The sequence below is a fragment of the Tistrella arctica genome, assembly GCF_039630945.1.
Classification (GTDB): Bacteria; Pseudomonadota; Alphaproteobacteria; order Tistrellales; family Tistrellaceae; genus Tistrella; species Tistrella bauzanensis.
Genome location: NZ_JBBKTV010000012.1, coordinates 43,399 through 58,086, shown reverse-complemented (window position 1 = coordinate 58,086; position 14,688 = coordinate 43,399). Strand labels below are relative to the sequence as shown.

General features: G+C 68.7%; 14 protein-coding genes. 8 read left to right on the top strand and 6 right to left on the bottom strand.

Translation table 11 applies throughout. The annotated features are described in order from the left end of the window. Nucleotides 1–35: 35 nt before the first annotated feature. Genes scpB through WG924_RS23285 form a run of 6 tightly spaced genes read right to left on the bottom strand, consistent with a single transcriptional unit; the run spans nucleotide 36 to nucleotide 6,720 of the window. Nucleotides 36–806, bottom strand: a complete 771-nt coding sequence (gene scpB / locus WG924_RS23310; RefSeq protein ID WP_345935445.1) for an SMC-Scp complex subunit ScpB — start codon at nucleotides 804–806, stop codon at nucleotides 36–38. Then, nucleotides 799–1,728 (bottom strand): segregation and condensation protein A, encoded by a 930-nt coding sequence (locus tag WG924_RS23305; RefSeq protein WP_345935444.1) that lies wholly within the window; start codon nucleotides 1,726–1,728, stop codon nucleotides 799–801. Before WG924_RS23305 ends, scpB begins: the two co-directional genes overlap by 8 nt. Nucleotides 1,729–1,731: 3 nt before the next feature. Next, nucleotides 1,732–2,775, bottom strand: a complete 1,044-nt coding sequence (gene nagZ, locus WG924_RS23300; RefSeq protein WP_345935443.1) for a beta-N-acetylhexosaminidase — start codon at nucleotides 2,773–2,775, stop codon at nucleotides 1,732–1,734. Then, nucleotides 2,772–3,779, bottom strand: coding sequence for an SPOR domain-containing protein (locus WG924_RS23295; RefSeq protein WP_345935442.1), 1,008 nt, complete (start codon nucleotides 3,777–3,779; stop codon nucleotides 2,772–2,774). Before WG924_RS23295 ends, nagZ begins: the two co-directional genes overlap by 4 nt. Beyond that, nucleotides 3,779–5,524 carry an arginine--tRNA ligase gene (gene argS / locus WG924_RS23290; protein ID WP_345935441.1) on the bottom strand — a complete coding sequence of 582 codons (1,746 nt, stop codon included), beginning with the start codon at nucleotides 5,522–5,524 and terminating at the stop codon, nucleotides 3,779–3,781. Before argS ends, WG924_RS23295 begins: the two co-directional genes overlap by 1 nt. A 2-nt stretch (nucleotides 5,525–5,526) precedes the next feature. After that, nucleotides 5,527–6,720, bottom strand: coding sequence for a deoxyguanosinetriphosphate triphosphohydrolase (locus tag WG924_RS23285; RefSeq protein WP_345935440.1), 1,194 nt, complete (start codon nucleotides 6,718–6,720; stop codon nucleotides 5,527–5,529). 280 nt (nucleotides 6,721–7,000) lie between these two features. Here WG924_RS23285 and WG924_RS23280 point away from each other — a divergent pair, with 280 nt between their 5' ends. From WG924_RS23280 to WG924_RS23245, 8 genes are all read left to right on the top strand, one after another. Next, a complete protein-coding gene (locus WG924_RS23280; RefSeq protein ID WP_345935439.1) occupies nucleotides 7,001–7,390 on the top strand; it encodes a HesB/IscA family protein in 390 nt (129 codons plus the stop codon). Nucleotides 7,391–7,405: 15 nt separating this feature from the next. Continuing rightward, on the top strand, nucleotides 7,406–8,251 hold the full coding sequence (gene xth / locus WG924_RS23275; RefSeq protein WP_345935438.1) for an exodeoxyribonuclease III: 846 nt from the start codon (nucleotides 7,406–7,408) through the stop codon (nucleotides 8,249–8,251). Nucleotides 8,252–8,324: 73 nt separating this feature from the next. Further along, a complete protein-coding gene (locus WG924_RS23270) occupies nucleotides 8,325–8,723 on the top strand; it encodes a GFA family protein (RefSeq protein WP_345935437.1) in 399 nt (132 codons plus the stop codon). 139 nt (nucleotides 8,724–8,862) lie between these two features. Then, nucleotides 8,863–9,852, top strand: coding sequence for a quinolinate synthase NadA (gene nadA / locus WG924_RS23265; protein WP_345935436.1), 990 nt, complete (start codon nucleotides 8,863–8,865; stop codon nucleotides 9,850–9,852). Further along, nucleotides 9,852–11,456 carry an L-aspartate oxidase gene (locus WG924_RS23260; RefSeq protein WP_345935435.1) on the top strand — a complete coding sequence of 535 codons (1,605 nt, stop codon included), beginning with the start codon at nucleotides 9,852–9,854 and terminating at the stop codon, nucleotides 11,454–11,456. Before nadA ends, WG924_RS23260 begins: the two co-directional genes overlap by 1 nt. A gap of 19 nt (nucleotides 11,457–11,475) precedes the next feature. Beyond that, complete coding sequence (nadC, locus tag WG924_RS23255; protein ID WP_345935434.1) at nucleotides 11,476–12,351, top strand: carboxylating nicotinate-nucleotide diphosphorylase; 876 nt, start codon at nucleotides 11,476–11,478, stop codon at nucleotides 12,349–12,351. 92 nt (nucleotides 12,352–12,443) lie between these two features. Next, nucleotides 12,444–13,553, top strand: a complete 1,110-nt coding sequence (locus WG924_RS23250) for an HD domain-containing phosphohydrolase (RefSeq protein WP_345935433.1) — start codon at nucleotides 12,444–12,446, stop codon at nucleotides 13,551–13,553. A 78-nt stretch (nucleotides 13,554–13,631) separates the two neighbouring features. Beyond that, complete coding sequence (locus tag WG924_RS23245) at nucleotides 13,632–14,678, top strand: SMP-30/gluconolactonase/LRE family protein (RefSeq protein WP_345935432.1); 1,047 nt, start codon at nucleotides 13,632–13,634, stop codon at nucleotides 14,676–14,678. The last annotated feature ends 10 nt before the right edge of the window (nucleotides 14,679–14,688 follow it).

Sequence of the window (14,688 nt, the reverse complement as noted above, 5' to 3'; positions counted from 1 at the left end):
TCATCGGCGCCGCAAAGATCGCATCCGCGCCGCGATCAGCCCGGGCTTCCGCCCTCGTCCGGCGCGGCGTCGCGGTCGCCGTTGGTGCCAGTGCCAGTGCCAGTGTCGGTGCCAGTACCAGTGTCGGTGCCAGTGCCGGCGGTAAATCCGCCCAGCCGGCCGCGCGGTCGCAAGACCAGCGGCAGTTGCGGCTGGTCGCGCTCGGCCGCATAGTCGGCGATGCCACGTGCACCGCCGATCAGGCCTGCGGCCTTCAACTCGTCGAGCCCCGGCAGATCGGCCAGCGATGCCAGATCGAAATGGTCCAGGAAATGCGGGGTCGTCACCCATTCCAGCGGCCGGCCGACCACCTGCCTGCGGCCGCGCGGCCGCACGAACCCCGCCTCCACCAGCAGGTCCAGCGTGCCCCGCGCCAGGGCGACGCCGCGGATATCCTCGATCTCGGCCCGGGTCGCCGGCTGGTGATAGGCAATAATCGCCAGCACCTCCAGCGCCGCACGCCCCAGCCGGCGGGGTTCGATCACCCGCGCCTGAAGATGGGCCGCCAGATCGGGTGCGGTGCGGAACGCCCAGGCATCGTCGCGTCGCACCAGTTCGATGCCGCGGCCGACATAATCGGCGGTCAGGTGGTGCAGCAGCATATCCACCGGCGCACCGGCCGGCAGATACTCGGCCAGACGGGCACGGGGCACCGGATCGGGGCTTGCGAACAGCACCGCCTCGATCACCCGCATGGCATGGCGGCGCTCCGACGCGTCATCCCCCGACGCGTCGTCGGCCGTCATGGGTGGCTGGTCGTCAGTCATGCGGCCCCTCCCCATCGACAGGCGCGGATATGGCATCACGGTCCGGGTGGATCATCAGCCGGGCCCCTGGTCGGGCCTGCGACATGGCGAGTTGGCCCTGCCGCGCCAGTTCCAGCACCGCCACGAAGCTTGCCGCCAGGGCCGAGCGGCGTTCCAGCCGCCGCACCCGGGCCGCTGCCGCCTGCCCCGCCGCGGCCGTCAGCTCATCCGCCCCGTCATCACCCGCCAATGACGATGCGCCGGCCGATGACGATACACCGGCCGATACGGGCAGGGCCGGAAGCAGGGCGATCAGCGGCACCCAGCGCCGTGGCAGGCCGGGCAGCATCGCCTGAAGCCGCTCGATCGCCTGATCGATGGTCATCAGCCGCGACGGCGTCACCGTCAGCACGCTGCGGAAGCGGCGTTCGGCGATGCGGGCATAGGCCGCGATCAGATCGCCCAGCCCGTCGGTTGCCTGGCGCCGCACGATCCGGCCGGGCGCGTCGGCGCCACCGGTGGGAAAGCGATCCAGCCACAGAAGCGGACGGCCGCGCAACGCCTCGCCCGCCCGCCGCATCGCCTCCAGCCGCCGCAGACGCTGGGCCAGCGCCTGGGCCATCTCCTCGGCACTCGGCTCGTCCTCGTCGCCGGGGGCATTGGCATCGGGCAGCAGCAGCCGCGATTTCAGATAGGCCAGCCATGCGGCCATCACCAGATAATCGGCCGCCAGTTCCAGATGCATCCGGCGGGCGGCCGCGATGAAGCCCAGATACTGATCGGCCAGACGGGTGATCGAGATACGGGCCAGATCGACCTTCTGGTCGCGGGCCAGCGACAGCAGAAGATCGATCGGCCCCTCGAAGCCGTCGAGGTCCAGCACCAGTTGCATCGGCCGTCCGGCGCCCGGCGCCGCAGTGTCGGCGATGCCTGGATCCATCATTGTTCAGTCGCCGATCAACCCGCTCAGCGCCTTGCGGTCGGCGGCGGCATCGATGCGGGGCTGACGGCGCCTGGCCGACCAGGCCGCCGCGGCATCCAGCCGGCGCCGTGCCTCGACGGCGACCGGCGCCACGGCCTGAAGCACGGCGCGGGTCTCGGCGGCGGCACCGCTGCAATGCAGAACCGCATCGCAGCCGGCGGTCAGCGCCGCCACAGCGCGCGACGGCATGTCGCCATCCAGGGCATCCATGCAGACATCGTCCGACAGCAGCACGCCGTCGAAACCGATCTCGCCGCGGATGATCTGCGAGATGACCGCGGGTGACAGGGTCGCCGGCAGGTCGGGATCGATCGCCGGATAGGCGACATGGGCGGTCATCGCCCAGGGCAGCCGGTTCAAGGCCACGAAGGGTGCGAAATCGGCCGCCCGCAGATCGTCGAGCGAGGCACCGACCACCGGCAGTTCCGCGTGGCTGTCAGCCGCCGCACGTCCATGACCGGGGATGTGTTTCACCACCGGCTGCACACCGGCCTCGCCCAATCCCGCCGCCATGGCGCCGGCCAGTGCCGCCACCTTGACCGGGTCGGTGCCATAGGCGCGGTCGCCGATCACCTCATGGGCGCCGGTGAAGCGGACATCGGCCACCGGCGCGCAATCGACGTCGATGCCAAGCGCGATCAGATCGGCACCGATCAGCCGGCCCACCAGCCGCGCTGCGGTCAATCCAGCCGCCGGATCCCTGCGGTGCAGATTGCCGATCGCCCCGGCGGGTGGCAGGGCATGCCAGAGCGGCGGCTTCAGCCGGCGCACCCGCCCGCCTTCCTGATCGATCAGCACCGGCGCATAGGGATTGCCCACCGCGTCGCGGAATTCCGCGACCAGGGCCGCCACCTGTTCCGGCGTGTCGACATTGCGGGCGAACAGGATCAGCCCCAGCGGCTGCTCGCCCGCGATCATCGCGCGCTCGTCAGCCGTCAGCCGGTGACCCTGGCAGCCGATGATCACCGGCTTCACGCCGGGCGGACAACTGGGAGAGGCGGCGCTCATGGTGCCACCGGGAAGCAGGCGAGCTTCGCCTTGGCGAACCGCTCGCACAGCGCCTTGGCGGCACCACCATCGGCAAGCGGGCCGGCCTGGAGTCGATACAAGGTTCCCTTGTCCTTCACCTTGACCGGAACGATCGCGGGTTGCAGCCCGGCGACCAGTTCCTTGTTGCGGGCGCGCAGCGTGTCCCAACCCTTGCGGGCCGCGGCCTCGTCGCTGAACGCGCCCAGCTGGACCTTCCATCCGGCGATGCCCGCGGTGGCATCGGCCCCGGTGCGCACATCGCGCAGATCCGGCGCCTTGGGCGGCTCGACCGGCTTTGGCGTCTCGACGGGTTTCGGGACGTCGACCGGCTTTGGCGTCTCGACCGGCGCCGGTGTGGGTTTCACCGCCTGGGGTGCCGGTGTGGGTGCCGGTGTCGCCGGTGCCGGCGCGGCGGGTTCCGGCGCCGCCGGCGCGGGTTCAGGCTCAGGCGGCACCGATGCCTGCGGCTCGGCCGGCAGCCCGGTGGCCTGATCCGGCATCTGATCAGGTGCCATGGCCTCGCCCGCATCGGCCAGCGCCGCCTCGTCGTCGGACGGCTCAGGCAGGATCGGCTCTTCCGGAGGCGGCAGCAGGCGTTCGACCGGCGCCCGCTCGGGTTCCGACGACGGCGCGGTGCCACTGCCACCCAGGGCGTCATAAACGGTCTTGTCGCGATGCGGCACGTCCATGCCGCCCGGTTCCTTGGGCAGTGTTTTCATCGGCGTCGAATCGGCGGCGATCAGCGGCGGCGGTGCGTCGCGCATCGAGGCATCGCGCTGGTCGAAGGCGTACCAGACCAGGCCTGCGAACAGCAGCGCCGCCGCCGCCACGGCGAAGGGGCGCAGCCGGTGCCGGCGCGACGCAAGCCGGGTGGCCGGTTCGAAAGCCTCGGTCCGCGGTGGTCGCGGCCCGCCGGCCGGCCGCCGCGGCTCGGCGCGAAGCCCGCCCTCGTCGTCGTCACCGTTGAGCGGCGGTTGCGCCATCAGTGCAGCTCCTCGACCGGTTGGACACCCATCACCTCCAGCGCCGACGCGATGACCAGACGGGCCGCCTCGATCAACGCCAGACGGGCGGCGACCAGTTCCGGGTCGCCGACGACGATGATCCGCAGGCTGTCATCCTCGCGGCCGCGCGTCCACAGCGCATGAAGATCCGCCGCCAGATCCTGGAGATAAAACGCGATCCGGTGTGGCTCGTGGGCCTCGGCCGCCCCTTCGATCAGCCGCGGCCATTCGGCGATCCGGCGGATCAGCGTCAGCTCCGCGTCATGGGTCAGCCGGTGCAGCGGCGCCGTTCCGGCCGCCGGCACCGCCACGCCGACCTGCTCTTCCGCATTGCGCTGAACCGAGCGGGCGCGGGCATGGGCGTATTGCACATACCAGACCGGATTGTCGCGCGACTGCTCCACCGCTTTCGCCATGTCGAAATCCAGCGAGGCGTCGTTCTTGCGGGTCAGCATGATGAAGCGGACAACGTCGCGGCCGACCTCGTCCACCACCTCACGCAGGGTCACGAAGGTGCCGGCACGCTTCGACATCTTCACAGGCAGGCCGTTGGCCATCAGATTGACCAACTGGCAGAGCAGGACGTCGAGTTCCGCATCGCCGCCTGAAATCGCCTTGACCGCCGCCTTCATCCGCTTGACATAGCCGCCATGGTCGGCGCCGAGCACGTCGATCTGCTCGGGCCAGCCCCGCCGGTATTTGTCGAAATGATAGGCGATGTCGGCGGCGAAGTACGTGTAGCTGCCATCCGATTTCTTCAGCGCCCGATCGACGTCGTCGCCGAAGGCGGTGGCGCGGAACAGGGTCTGAGGTCGCGGCTCCCAGTCATCGGGCAGCTTGCCCTTGGGCGGCTCCAGCACGCCTTCATAGATATGGCCGGCATCGGTCAGCGTCTTCAGCGCGGCATCGATGGCGTCGCCGTCATGCAGCGCCTTTTCCGAACTGAACACATCATGGACCACGCCCATCGCCGCCAGATCCTCGCGGATCAGCGCCATCATCGCCTCGACCGACCGGGCCTTGAACAGCCCCAGCCAGTCGGCGTCCGGCGCATCGACGAACCGGTCGCCGAATTCGGCGGCCAGCGTCTGCCCCAGCGGCACCAGATAATCGCCCGGGTACAGGCCGGCCGGGATCTCGCCGATCGTCTGGCCCAGCGCCTCGCGATAGCGCAGGTGAACCGACCGGGCCAGAACCTCGATCTGATTGCCGGCGTCGTTGATGTAATATTCGCGACAGACGTCATAGCCGGCCTTGATCAGCAGGCTGGCCAGCACGTCGCCGACCACGGCACCGCGAGCATGGCCGACATGCATCGGTCCGGTCGGGTTGGCCGAGACATATTCGATGTTCACCCGGCGCCCGGCGCCGATGGCGAGCGTGCCATAGCCGGTGCCGGCGGCGAGCACGTCGCGCACCAGCCCCTGCCAATAGGCGGGCAGCAGACGCAGATTGACGAAGCCGGGCCCCGCCACCTCGACGCCCTCGACATCGCCATCGGTGGCAAGCCGCCCGGCCAGCAGGGTCGCGATGTCGCGGGGCTTCATCCGGGCCGGCTTGGCCAGCACGAGGGCCGCATTGGTGGCGAGGTCGCCATGGGCCGGGTCGCGCGGCGGCTCGACCGCGATCGCCGCGGTGGCGAGACCCTGCGGCAGCAGCCCTTCGGCGCCCAGTGCCTCGACGATGCCGACGATCCTGGCGCGAAACTCTTCGAAGACGCTCAACATCACGTCCTGACGAATGGGTTGAACAAGGTTTCATACTCGTCGCGGGCAAGACGGTCGGTCATGCCCGCAACATAGTCCACGACCACACGGGCCGTCACCGCGGTTCCAGGCCCCTCGGTCCGCTCACGCCAGCCATCGGGCAGGCATTCGGGCTCGGCCAGAAACAGCGCCACCAGATCGCGCACCACCCGACGTGCCTTCGACGTCATCCGGTTGACCCGGACATGCCGATAGACCGCGCCGAACAGGTACGACTGGACCGCGCGCCTGTCTTGGTCCATCTGGGCGGAAAACGCAACCATCGGCGCGCCGGCATGGCGTGCATCATCGGCATGGCCGATCTTCGCGGCAGCGATCCGACCACGGGTTTCCTCAATCAGATCAGTCACCAGACGGTCGATCAGCCGGCGCAGAAGCTCGCCGATCAGCCGGCGCTGCTCCAGTCCCGGATATTCGGTGATCAGCCCCGCCAGCAGCGGCCCCACCAGCGGCAGCGCCGCCACCTGGTCGATCGACAGCAGCCCGGCACGCAGGCCATCGTCGATATCATGGGCGATATAGGCGATGTCGTCGGCCAGAGACGCGACCTGCGCCTCGATCGACGGCCAGCCGTCGAGGTCGAGCGGCTTCACCGCCGCGATCGCCGCCAGCGTTTCCGACACCACCGGCGGACGCTGTCTGGGTGCGGCATGGGGGCCGGTCAGCGGGCCGTTATGCTTGGCCAGACCCTCGATCGTCTCCCAGGTGAGGTTCAGGCCGTCGAAGGCGGCATAGCGGCGTTCGAACATCGTGACGACGCGCAGCGCCTGAACATTATGGTCGAAGCCACCGAACGCCGCCGCGGCGAGCGCCAGCGCATCCTCGCCCGCATGACCAAAGGGCGGATGGCCCAGATCATGGGCCAGCGCCACCACCTCCGCCAGATCCTCGTCCAGCCGCAGCACCCGCGCGATGGTGCGGCTGATCTGGGCAACCTCCAGGCTGTGGGTCAGGCGGGTGCGGTAGTGGTCGCCCTCATGGCTGACGAAGACCTGGGTCTTGTACATCAGCCGCCGGAACGACCGGGCGTGAACCACACGGTCCCGATCGCGCTGAAACGGCGATCGGATCCGGCTTTCCGGTTCATCGATCAGGCGGCCGCGGGCCGGGCGGCAGGCATAGGGGGCCAGATGGTCGGCGTCGGAGACAGGCAAGGCAGCGACCTTCGGGCAGATGCGGGCAGAGGGCGGGCAGCGGGTGCGCGAGGCCAAGGCTACCCCCAAGACCGGCCTGCTTCAACCACAGCCCCGAATACCGGCGGCCATCGGGCGGCGGCCATCGGGTGCTGGCGGCCATCGGGTGCCGGCGCCCCGGGGCCCGCGCAGAACAGCCCTGCCCCCGATCTGGTTGACCTGCCCCCCCGCCTTGCCTACATGATGGGGCAATGCGGCGACAGTTCCGGCCGCCGGTCCAGATTTTGTCAGGAGGTCATCCATGGCCGCTTCCGACGCCACCGATACCCTGGTCAGCAGCAGCGCGCCCGCGGGTGGTCTGCCGCCATTGACCCTGAGCGAGCGGGCCGCGCGCCATATCCGGCGGATTTCCGACAAGGAAGGCGCGCCGGTGCGGTTGCGCATCGCGGTCTCCGGCGGCGGCTGCTCGGGCTTTCAGTATGAATTCTCGATCGACAAGGGCGCCGTCGGCGCCGATGACGTGATCATCGCCCGTGATGGCGCGGAAGCCCTGATCGACGAGGCCTCGATCCCGTTCGTGCTGGGCGCCGAGCTGGACTTCACCGAGGATCTGACCGGTTCACGCTTCGCGATGACCAATCCCAACGCCACGGCCTCGTGCGGCTGCGGCACCTCGTTCAGTGTGTTCTGAGCGGCGGGCCCCCGGTTGATCATCGCCACCTGGAACGTCAATTCCCTGAAGGCCCGCCTCACCCATGTCCTCGACTGGCTGGGCGAGGCCGAACCCGACATCGTTCTGCTTCAGGAACTGAAGCTCGAAACCGACCGCTTCCCGGCCGCCGAGATCGAGGCGGCCGGCTATCATGCCGTGGCCCATGGCCAGAAGACCTATAATGGTGTCGCCATTCTGGCGCGCGCACCGATCCGCGACGTCACCCGCGGCCTGCCCGGCTTCGACGACGATCAGGCCCGCTGGATCGAGGGCACCGTGGCGCTGGGCGACCGCGATATCCGGGTCGCCAGCCTGTATCTGCCCAACGGCCAGTCGGTGACCTCGGAGAAATTCCCCTACAAGCTCCGTTTTCTGGATGCCTTCGAAGCTCACGCCCGGACGATGCTCGCCGATGCCGCGCGGCCGGCGGTGATCGGTGGCGACTTCAACATCGCACCCGAAGCGGTTGATCTTTATGACCCCAAGGGCTGGGCGGGCGATGTTCTGTTCCATCCTGAGGAACGCCGCCGCTATCGCGCCGTGCTGCATCAGGGCTGGACCGACGCGTTCCGCGCGCTGCATACCGAAGCCGGCCGCTATAGCTGGTGGGATTACCGCGCCGGCATGTGGCAGAAGGATCATGGTCTGCGCATCGACCATCTTCTGCTGTCGCCCGAAGCGGCCGACCGGCTGGAGGCCAGCGATATCGACCGCAGCCCGCGCGGCCGCGAGAAGGCATCGGACCACACGCCGGTCTGGGTGCGGCTCGCCGACAGCATGCCCGCCGGCGCGCCCTATGGCCCGCCGGAGGCGATGACCGAGGCCGTCGCCGTCGGCTGAACCAGCCGCTTTCATTTGACCGCCTGAGTGGCATAATATCACCAACAAATCACCTTTTGATGTTGGAGAGACGATGCCGGGCAGCGATTTCGAAGGCGGCTGCTTCTGCGGCGCGGTTCGCTATGCCGTGCGCGGTCGCCCGTGGTGGGTGGTCAACTGCCATTGCAACAGCTGCCGCCGGTCGACCGGCGCGCCCTTCTCCACCTATGGCTGCTGGCCCGAACGACAGTTCGATCTGCTGGCCGGCCGGCCATGCCGCCATGACGGCGGCAACGGTACGGTGCGCGATTTCTGTGCCGATTGTGGCACCACCCTGGCATTGCGCGGCCGGCGCTGGCCGGGCGAGGTTCACATCCTGACCGCCAGCCTGGATGATGCCGCAGATTTCGCGCCCAGCATGCATGTCTGGACGGAAGATGCCTTGCCCTGGGTGGCGCTGGGTGGATTGCCGTCGTCACCCCGCAGCGGCTGATAGCGCTTGACCGACTTATGCTCATTCTGACTATATAAGCGGGACACCGGCTTCGGCCGGTTTTTCCAGTCCCTGTAAATGCTCGATTTGAGCATAAACGTCTGCCGTTCCACAGCCGGACGGCGACAGGAGATGCCCGATGGCCAGCCTTCAACCCGCCCGCGCCGCCCGTTCCATCCCGATGCCGCCAATGCTGCGCCATGTGATGCCCGAGATCGAATGGGCGGTTCATGCCGAAGATGTCGCGGCGATCCGGCAGTTGAAGCGGGACCGCGACGCGATCATCCTGGCCCACAACTATCAGACGCCCGAAATCTTCCATGGCGTGGCCGATATCGTCGGCGACAGCCTGGCGCTCGCCCGTGAGGCGGTTACCGCCAAAGCCTCGGTGATCGTTCTGGCCGGCGTGCACTTCATGGCCGAGACCGCGAAGATCCTGAATCCCGGCCGGACGGTGCTGATCCCCGATGCGCGCGCCGGCTGCTCGCTGGCAAGTTCGATCACCGCCGCCGATGTCGCGGATCTGCGGGCGCGCCATCCCGGCGTGCCGGTGATCACCTATGTCAACACCTCGGCCGAGGTGAAGGCCGCATCCGATATCTGCTGCACCTCCGGCAACGCGCTGAAGATCGTGGAAAGCCTGGGCGTGCCGCGGGTGATCATGATCCCCGACGGCTATCTGGCCCGCAATATCGCCGCCCGCACATCGGTCGAGATCATCACCTGGGAGGGGGCCTGCGAGGTTCACGAGCGCTTCACGCCGGCCGACATCGCCGAGATCCGCGCCGGTCATCCCGGTGTCGCCGTGGTTGCCCACCCGGAATGCCCACCCGAGGTGGTGGCGGTGGCCGATTTCGCCGGATCGACCGCCGAGATGATCGATTTCGTCGCCCGCGACCGTCCGAAGCGGGTGGCGCTGATCACCGAATGCTCGATGAGCGACAATGTCGCGGCCGGCTTCCCTGAGATCAGTTTCGTGAAGCCGTGCAATCTGTGCCCGCATATGAAGCGCATCACCCTGCCCGGTATCCGCCATGCGCTGGAGACCCTGACCCATGAAGTGACGGTGCCCGATGCCATCGCCGCCGGCGCCCGGCGGGCGGTGGACCGCATGCTGGCGGTGCGGTGATGACCGCGCCATCCCGTCACGGGTCATCGACGCCACAGGCCGTGGTCGTCGTCGGGGCCGGCGCCGCCGGGCTTGCCACGGCGCTGAAACTGGCGCCGCTGCCGGTTCTGGTGCTGTCGGCGGGCCCGATCCTGGCAGACCGGCCGGGGGCAGGCAGTGCCGCCACCGGCTGGGCACAGGGCGGGATCGCCGCCGCGATCGATGCGGACGACCATCCGGGCCTGCATGCCGCCGATACCATCGCCGCCGGCGCCGGACTGGTCGATCCGGCGATGGCGGCGCGGATCACCGCCGCAGCACCCGCCTGCATCGACTGGCTGATGGCGATCGGCACCCGTTTCGACAGCGATGCATCCGGGCGGCCGACACCGGGCCTGGAGGCTGCCCATAGCCGACCCCGCATCCTGCATGCCGGCGGTGATGCCACCGGCCACGCGATCCTGAGCGCCCTGCTCGCCCGCACCCGCGCGACCCCTTCGATCCAGATCATCGAACACGCCCGGGCCACGGCCCTGTACCGCGATGCCGCGGGCGGCATCGCCGGGCTGGGTGTCATCATCGCCGGCCGTCCGGCCACCATCGCCACGCCAGCCGTGGTGCTCGCAACCGGCGGCATCGGCGGTCTTTATGCCGCAACCACCAACCCGCCCGGGGCCACGGGCAGCGGGCTCGCCCTGGCCGCAGGTCTGGGTGCCCGGCTGCGTGATCTGGAATTCGTGCAGATGCACCCGACCGCGATCGATATCGGCCGCGATCCGATGCCACTGGCCTCGGAAGCCCTGCGCGGGGCCGGCGCGGTGCTGATCGACGACCGGGGCCACCGGCTGATGGCCGGGGTCGATGGCGGCGATCTGGCGCCGCGCGACGTGGTGGCACGTGCGGTTGCCGCCGCGACCGCACGGGGCCGGGGGGTGTTCCTGGACGGCACCGAGGCCATCGGCCGTGATTTCGCCCGCCGCTTCCCCAACGCCCATGCCGCATGCGTGGCCGTGGGGCTGGACCCGGTGCGGCAGCCGATCCCGGTTGCCGCCGCCGCCCATTACCATATGGGCGGCATCGCCGTGGATGATCGCGGCCGGACCTCGATCGATGGGTTGTGGGCGGTGGGTGAAGTGGCGGCCACCGGGCTGCACGGCGCCAATCGCCTGGCGTCGAACTCGCTGCTCGAAGCCCTGGTCTGCGGGGGCTGGGCGGCCGAGGACATTGCTGGGCGGCTGCCCGCACATCAGCCACCCGGCGCCATGGAGGTACCCGCCAGTGCGCCGATAGGCGCCCCGACCTGCCGGAGCCGGATGATCGCCCGAACACTGCGCCGGATGATGACCGCCACCACCGGCGTGATCCGCGACCGCGACGGTCTCGATCGCATGATCGCCCAGGCGGATGCGGTGATCGATGATCCAACCCTGCCCGGCACATTGCGCGACCGGGCGCTGGTCTGCCGGCTGATCGCCGAGGCGGCCCGCGACCGGCCCGCCAGCGTCGGTGCCCATTATCGCCGCGATAGCGGTGCCGACGATGACAGTGTCCCCGATGACAATGCCACCGCATGGCAGCCGCCGCTTGAGCGTTCCGCCATCGTCAGTCAGCCTGCCCATCCATAAGCCGCGGGAAGCGAGCCCCATGAACCAGACCAGCATCGCCACCGAAATCGACCTGCCGCCATTGCCCGACATCCTGACCGAACCGGTGGTGCGGGCGGCGCTGATCGAGGATCTGGGCCGGGCCGGCGACATCACCAGCATGGCGGTGATACCGGCCGATGCCCGCCTGCGCGGTACCATCGCCACCCGCCAGCCGGGCGTGATCGCGGGGGCGGGCATCGCGGCGCTGGCCTTCCGTCTGCTCGATCCGGCAATCCGGGTCGACATCCAACGGCCCGACGGCACACGGGTCACAGCCGGCGATGTCGTGCTGACCATCGACGGCCCCGCCCGGTCGGTGCTGGGGGCGGAACGGGTGGCGCTGAACCTGTCGTCGCGGCTGTCGGGCATCGCCACGGCCACCGCCGGGCTGGTCGATGCCGCACGGCCCCACAAGGCGCGCATCACCTGCACCCGCAAGACCACGCCGGGCCTGCGGGCGCTGGAGAAATATGCCGTGCGGGCGGGTGGCGGCGCCAATCACCGCTTCGGCCTGGATGATGCCGTGCTGATCAAGGACAACCACATCGCGGTCGCCGGCGGTGTGACACAGGCGATCACCCGCGCCCGCCGCAGCATCGGTCATCTGGTGAAGATCGAGGTGGAGGTGGACCAGCTGGACCAGCTGGTGCTGGCGCTGGAGGCCGGCGTGGACGCCGTGCTGCTCGACAACATGACGCCCTCCATGCTGGCGGACGCCGTGGCGATCACCGCCGGCCGGGCGATCACCGAGGCGTCGGGCCGGATCAGCCGCGACACCGTCGCCGCTGTCGCCGCAAGCGGGGTCGACCTGATCTCGGCGGGCTGGCTGACCCACAGCGCGCCGATCCTCGACCTTGGTCTCGATGTCGGCTGATCAACCGCTGATGCCCGCCCTGTAAACGATTTCTCAATGATGTTCCGCTATGCATGACACAGTGAGTGTCATAGCGGCGGATACAACCCATCGTGGCAGGCCAGGGCGGTATTGACGAGGAAAGGCGGCCCAGCACGGTCGCAAGACTGCTGCTCGACGCGTCGGATCAGGATCTGGTCGATTTCGTTGAACTGGTGGCGACACCGGCTTTCGTGATCGATGCCGTGGAGGATGGCTTCGTGTTCCGGGCCAGCAACAGCCTGCACGAACAGGCGACCGGCATGGACCGCGCGACGATGATGGGCCGGCGTATGGACATGCCGCTGATGGCCGATATCTCGGCACAGGTCGCGCCCAACTACCGGACCTGCATCACCTCCCGGCAGATCCAGACCTATGACGAGTGCCTGACGATGCCGAACGGCGTGCGCTGGTGGCGCACCACCCTGATTCCGGTGCCATCACCCGACGGTTCGATCGGGCGCATTTTCGGCTCGGCGCTGGACATCACGCCCCTGCACGACCTGGAAGAGCGGGCGCGCCGGCTCTCGGCCGATCAGGATGCCCTTCAGGCGCGCCTGACCCGAACCCTGCGCACCGCCGTCGATGCCCTGGCAACCGCCGTGGAGACCCGCGACCCCTATACCGCCGGCCATCAGCATCAGGTATCGGAACTGTCGGTCGCCATTGCGGCGGCACTGGGGATCGACCAGGAAACCCGCGAAATGATCAGGCTGGGCGCGCTGCTGCACGATGTCGGCAAGCTGGGCGTGCCCACCAGCCTGCTGGTGAAGCCCGGCCGGCTGATCGACGAGGAACTCGCCCTGATCCGCGCCCATGCCCGTATCGGTGCCGACATGACCGGCAATCTGGACCTGCCGCAGACGGTCCGTCTGATCATCTCAAGCCATCACGAACGGCTGGACGGCAGTGGCTATCCGTGCGGCCTTGCTGGCGATGACATCCCGCTGCCGGTCAGGATCGTGATGGTCGCCGATGTCATCGACGCCATGCTCACCGACCGGCCCTATCGCCGGCATCTGTCCTTGTCGGCGGTGGACGCTGAACTGGCGCGCAATGACGGGCGCTGCTATGACCAGGACATCGCGGCCGTGGCACTGGCGGTCGTGCGTGGCGACATGCCGGGTTTCGCCCTGCCCGACAGTTGGATGTTGCAGCGCATCCCCCGCGCAATGGCATGATGGTCGTCCACCAGAAAAGCGCATCGGCGGGGGCCCTGGCTCCAGCCGCCGATGCACCACGACCGGGAGGACGACCCGATGCCCCGCAATCCCCTCGACGACTTCACGGTCGATCGTGCCCTGATCGGCACGATCGGCCACGATCTGCAACGCCCTGAATGCATTCTGGCCGAACCCGACGGCACACTGTGGGCGGCGGATGCCCGCGGTGGTGTCACGCGCATCGCCGCCGATGGCAGCCAGCGCTTTATCAGCCAGCGGGCCGATTCACGCTTCGCCGCCGCCGAGCAGGCATCCACAGCGGCGCTGGAAGCCAAGTTCACCCAGGGCACCCTGCCCAACGGCCTGGCCTTCGCGCGCAATGGCGACATCCTGATCGCCAATTTCGGCACCGATCTGCTGGAGGTCATGTCGCGCGACGGCGTGGTGCGCACGCTCTATGACCAGATCGACGGCCAGCCGATCGGCAAGGTGAACTTCGTTCTGCGCGACACCAGGGACCGCGTCTGGCTGACGGTCTCGACCCGGGTCAATCCATGGACCACGGCGGCATTGAGCCGTGTCAGCGACGGCTATATCGCAGTGATGGACGAACACGGTCTGCGGGTCGTGGCCGACGGCTTCGCCTTCACCAACGAGATCCGGTTCGATGCGGCGGAGGACTGGCTCTATATCGTCGAGACGACCGGCCCGCGCATCAGCCGGATGCGGGTGGTGGAAACCCCGAAGGGGGTCGCACTCACCGACCGCGAGGTCTTCGGCCCCAGCCATCTCGGTGGACCGCCCGACGGTATCGCCTTCGATGCCTATGGCAATCTGTGGTGTACATTGATCATGGTCGACCGTCTGGTCGCCATCACGCCCGAGGGCGATCTGCGCATCCTGCTGGATGATGGCGATCCCGAGATATCGCGCGACTATATGGCGAAGATCGACCAGGGGACCGCCACGGTCGACGACATGATGATGGCGCAGGGCACCTTGGCGCCATGGATGGCCAGCGTCACCTTCGGCGGCCCGGATCTGCGGACGGTGTATCTGGGCAGCCTGAGAGGCACCACGATCCCGTTCTTCCGCGCGCCTGTGGCGGGTCTGCCCATGGTCCATTGGCACGACGCGCGCTGAGACAGACGAA

Coding starts and splice junctions, on each gene's coding strand:
- WG924_RS23295 (WP_345935442.1), bottom strand. CDS start 3,779: ATGGCGCAACCGCCGCTCAACGGTGACGACGACGAGGGCGGGCTTCGC.
- WG924_RS23260 (WP_345935435.1), top strand. CDS start 9,852: ATGACCGCGCCATCCCGTCACGGGTCATCGACGCCACAGGCCGTGGTC.
- nadC (WP_345935434.1), top strand. CDS start 11,476: ATGAACCAGACCAGCATCGCCACCGAAATCGACCTGCCGCCATTGCCC.
- scpB (WP_345935445.1), bottom strand. CDS start 806: ATGACTGACGACCAGCCACCCATGACGGCCGACGACGCGTCGGGGGAT.
- WG924_RS23305 (WP_345935444.1), bottom strand. CDS start 1,728: ATGATGGATCCAGGCATCGCCGACACTGCGGCGCCGGGCGCCGGACGG.
- nagZ (WP_345935443.1), bottom strand. CDS start 2,775: ATGAGCGCCGCCTCTCCCAGTTGTCCGCCCGGCGTGAAGCCGGTGATC.
- WG924_RS23280 (WP_345935439.1), top strand. CDS start 7,001: ATGGCCGCTTCCGACGCCACCGATACCCTGGTCAGCAGCAGCGCGCCC.
- WG924_RS23245 (WP_345935432.1), top strand. CDS start 13,632: ATGCCCCGCAATCCCCTCGACGACTTCACGGTCGATCGTGCCCTGATC.
- nadA (WP_345935436.1), top strand. CDS start 8,863: ATGGCCAGCCTTCAACCCGCCCGCGCCGCCCGTTCCATCCCGATGCCG.
- WG924_RS23270 (WP_345935437.1), top strand. CDS start 8,325: ATGCCGGGCAGCGATTTCGAAGGCGGCTGCTTCTGCGGCGCGGTTCGC.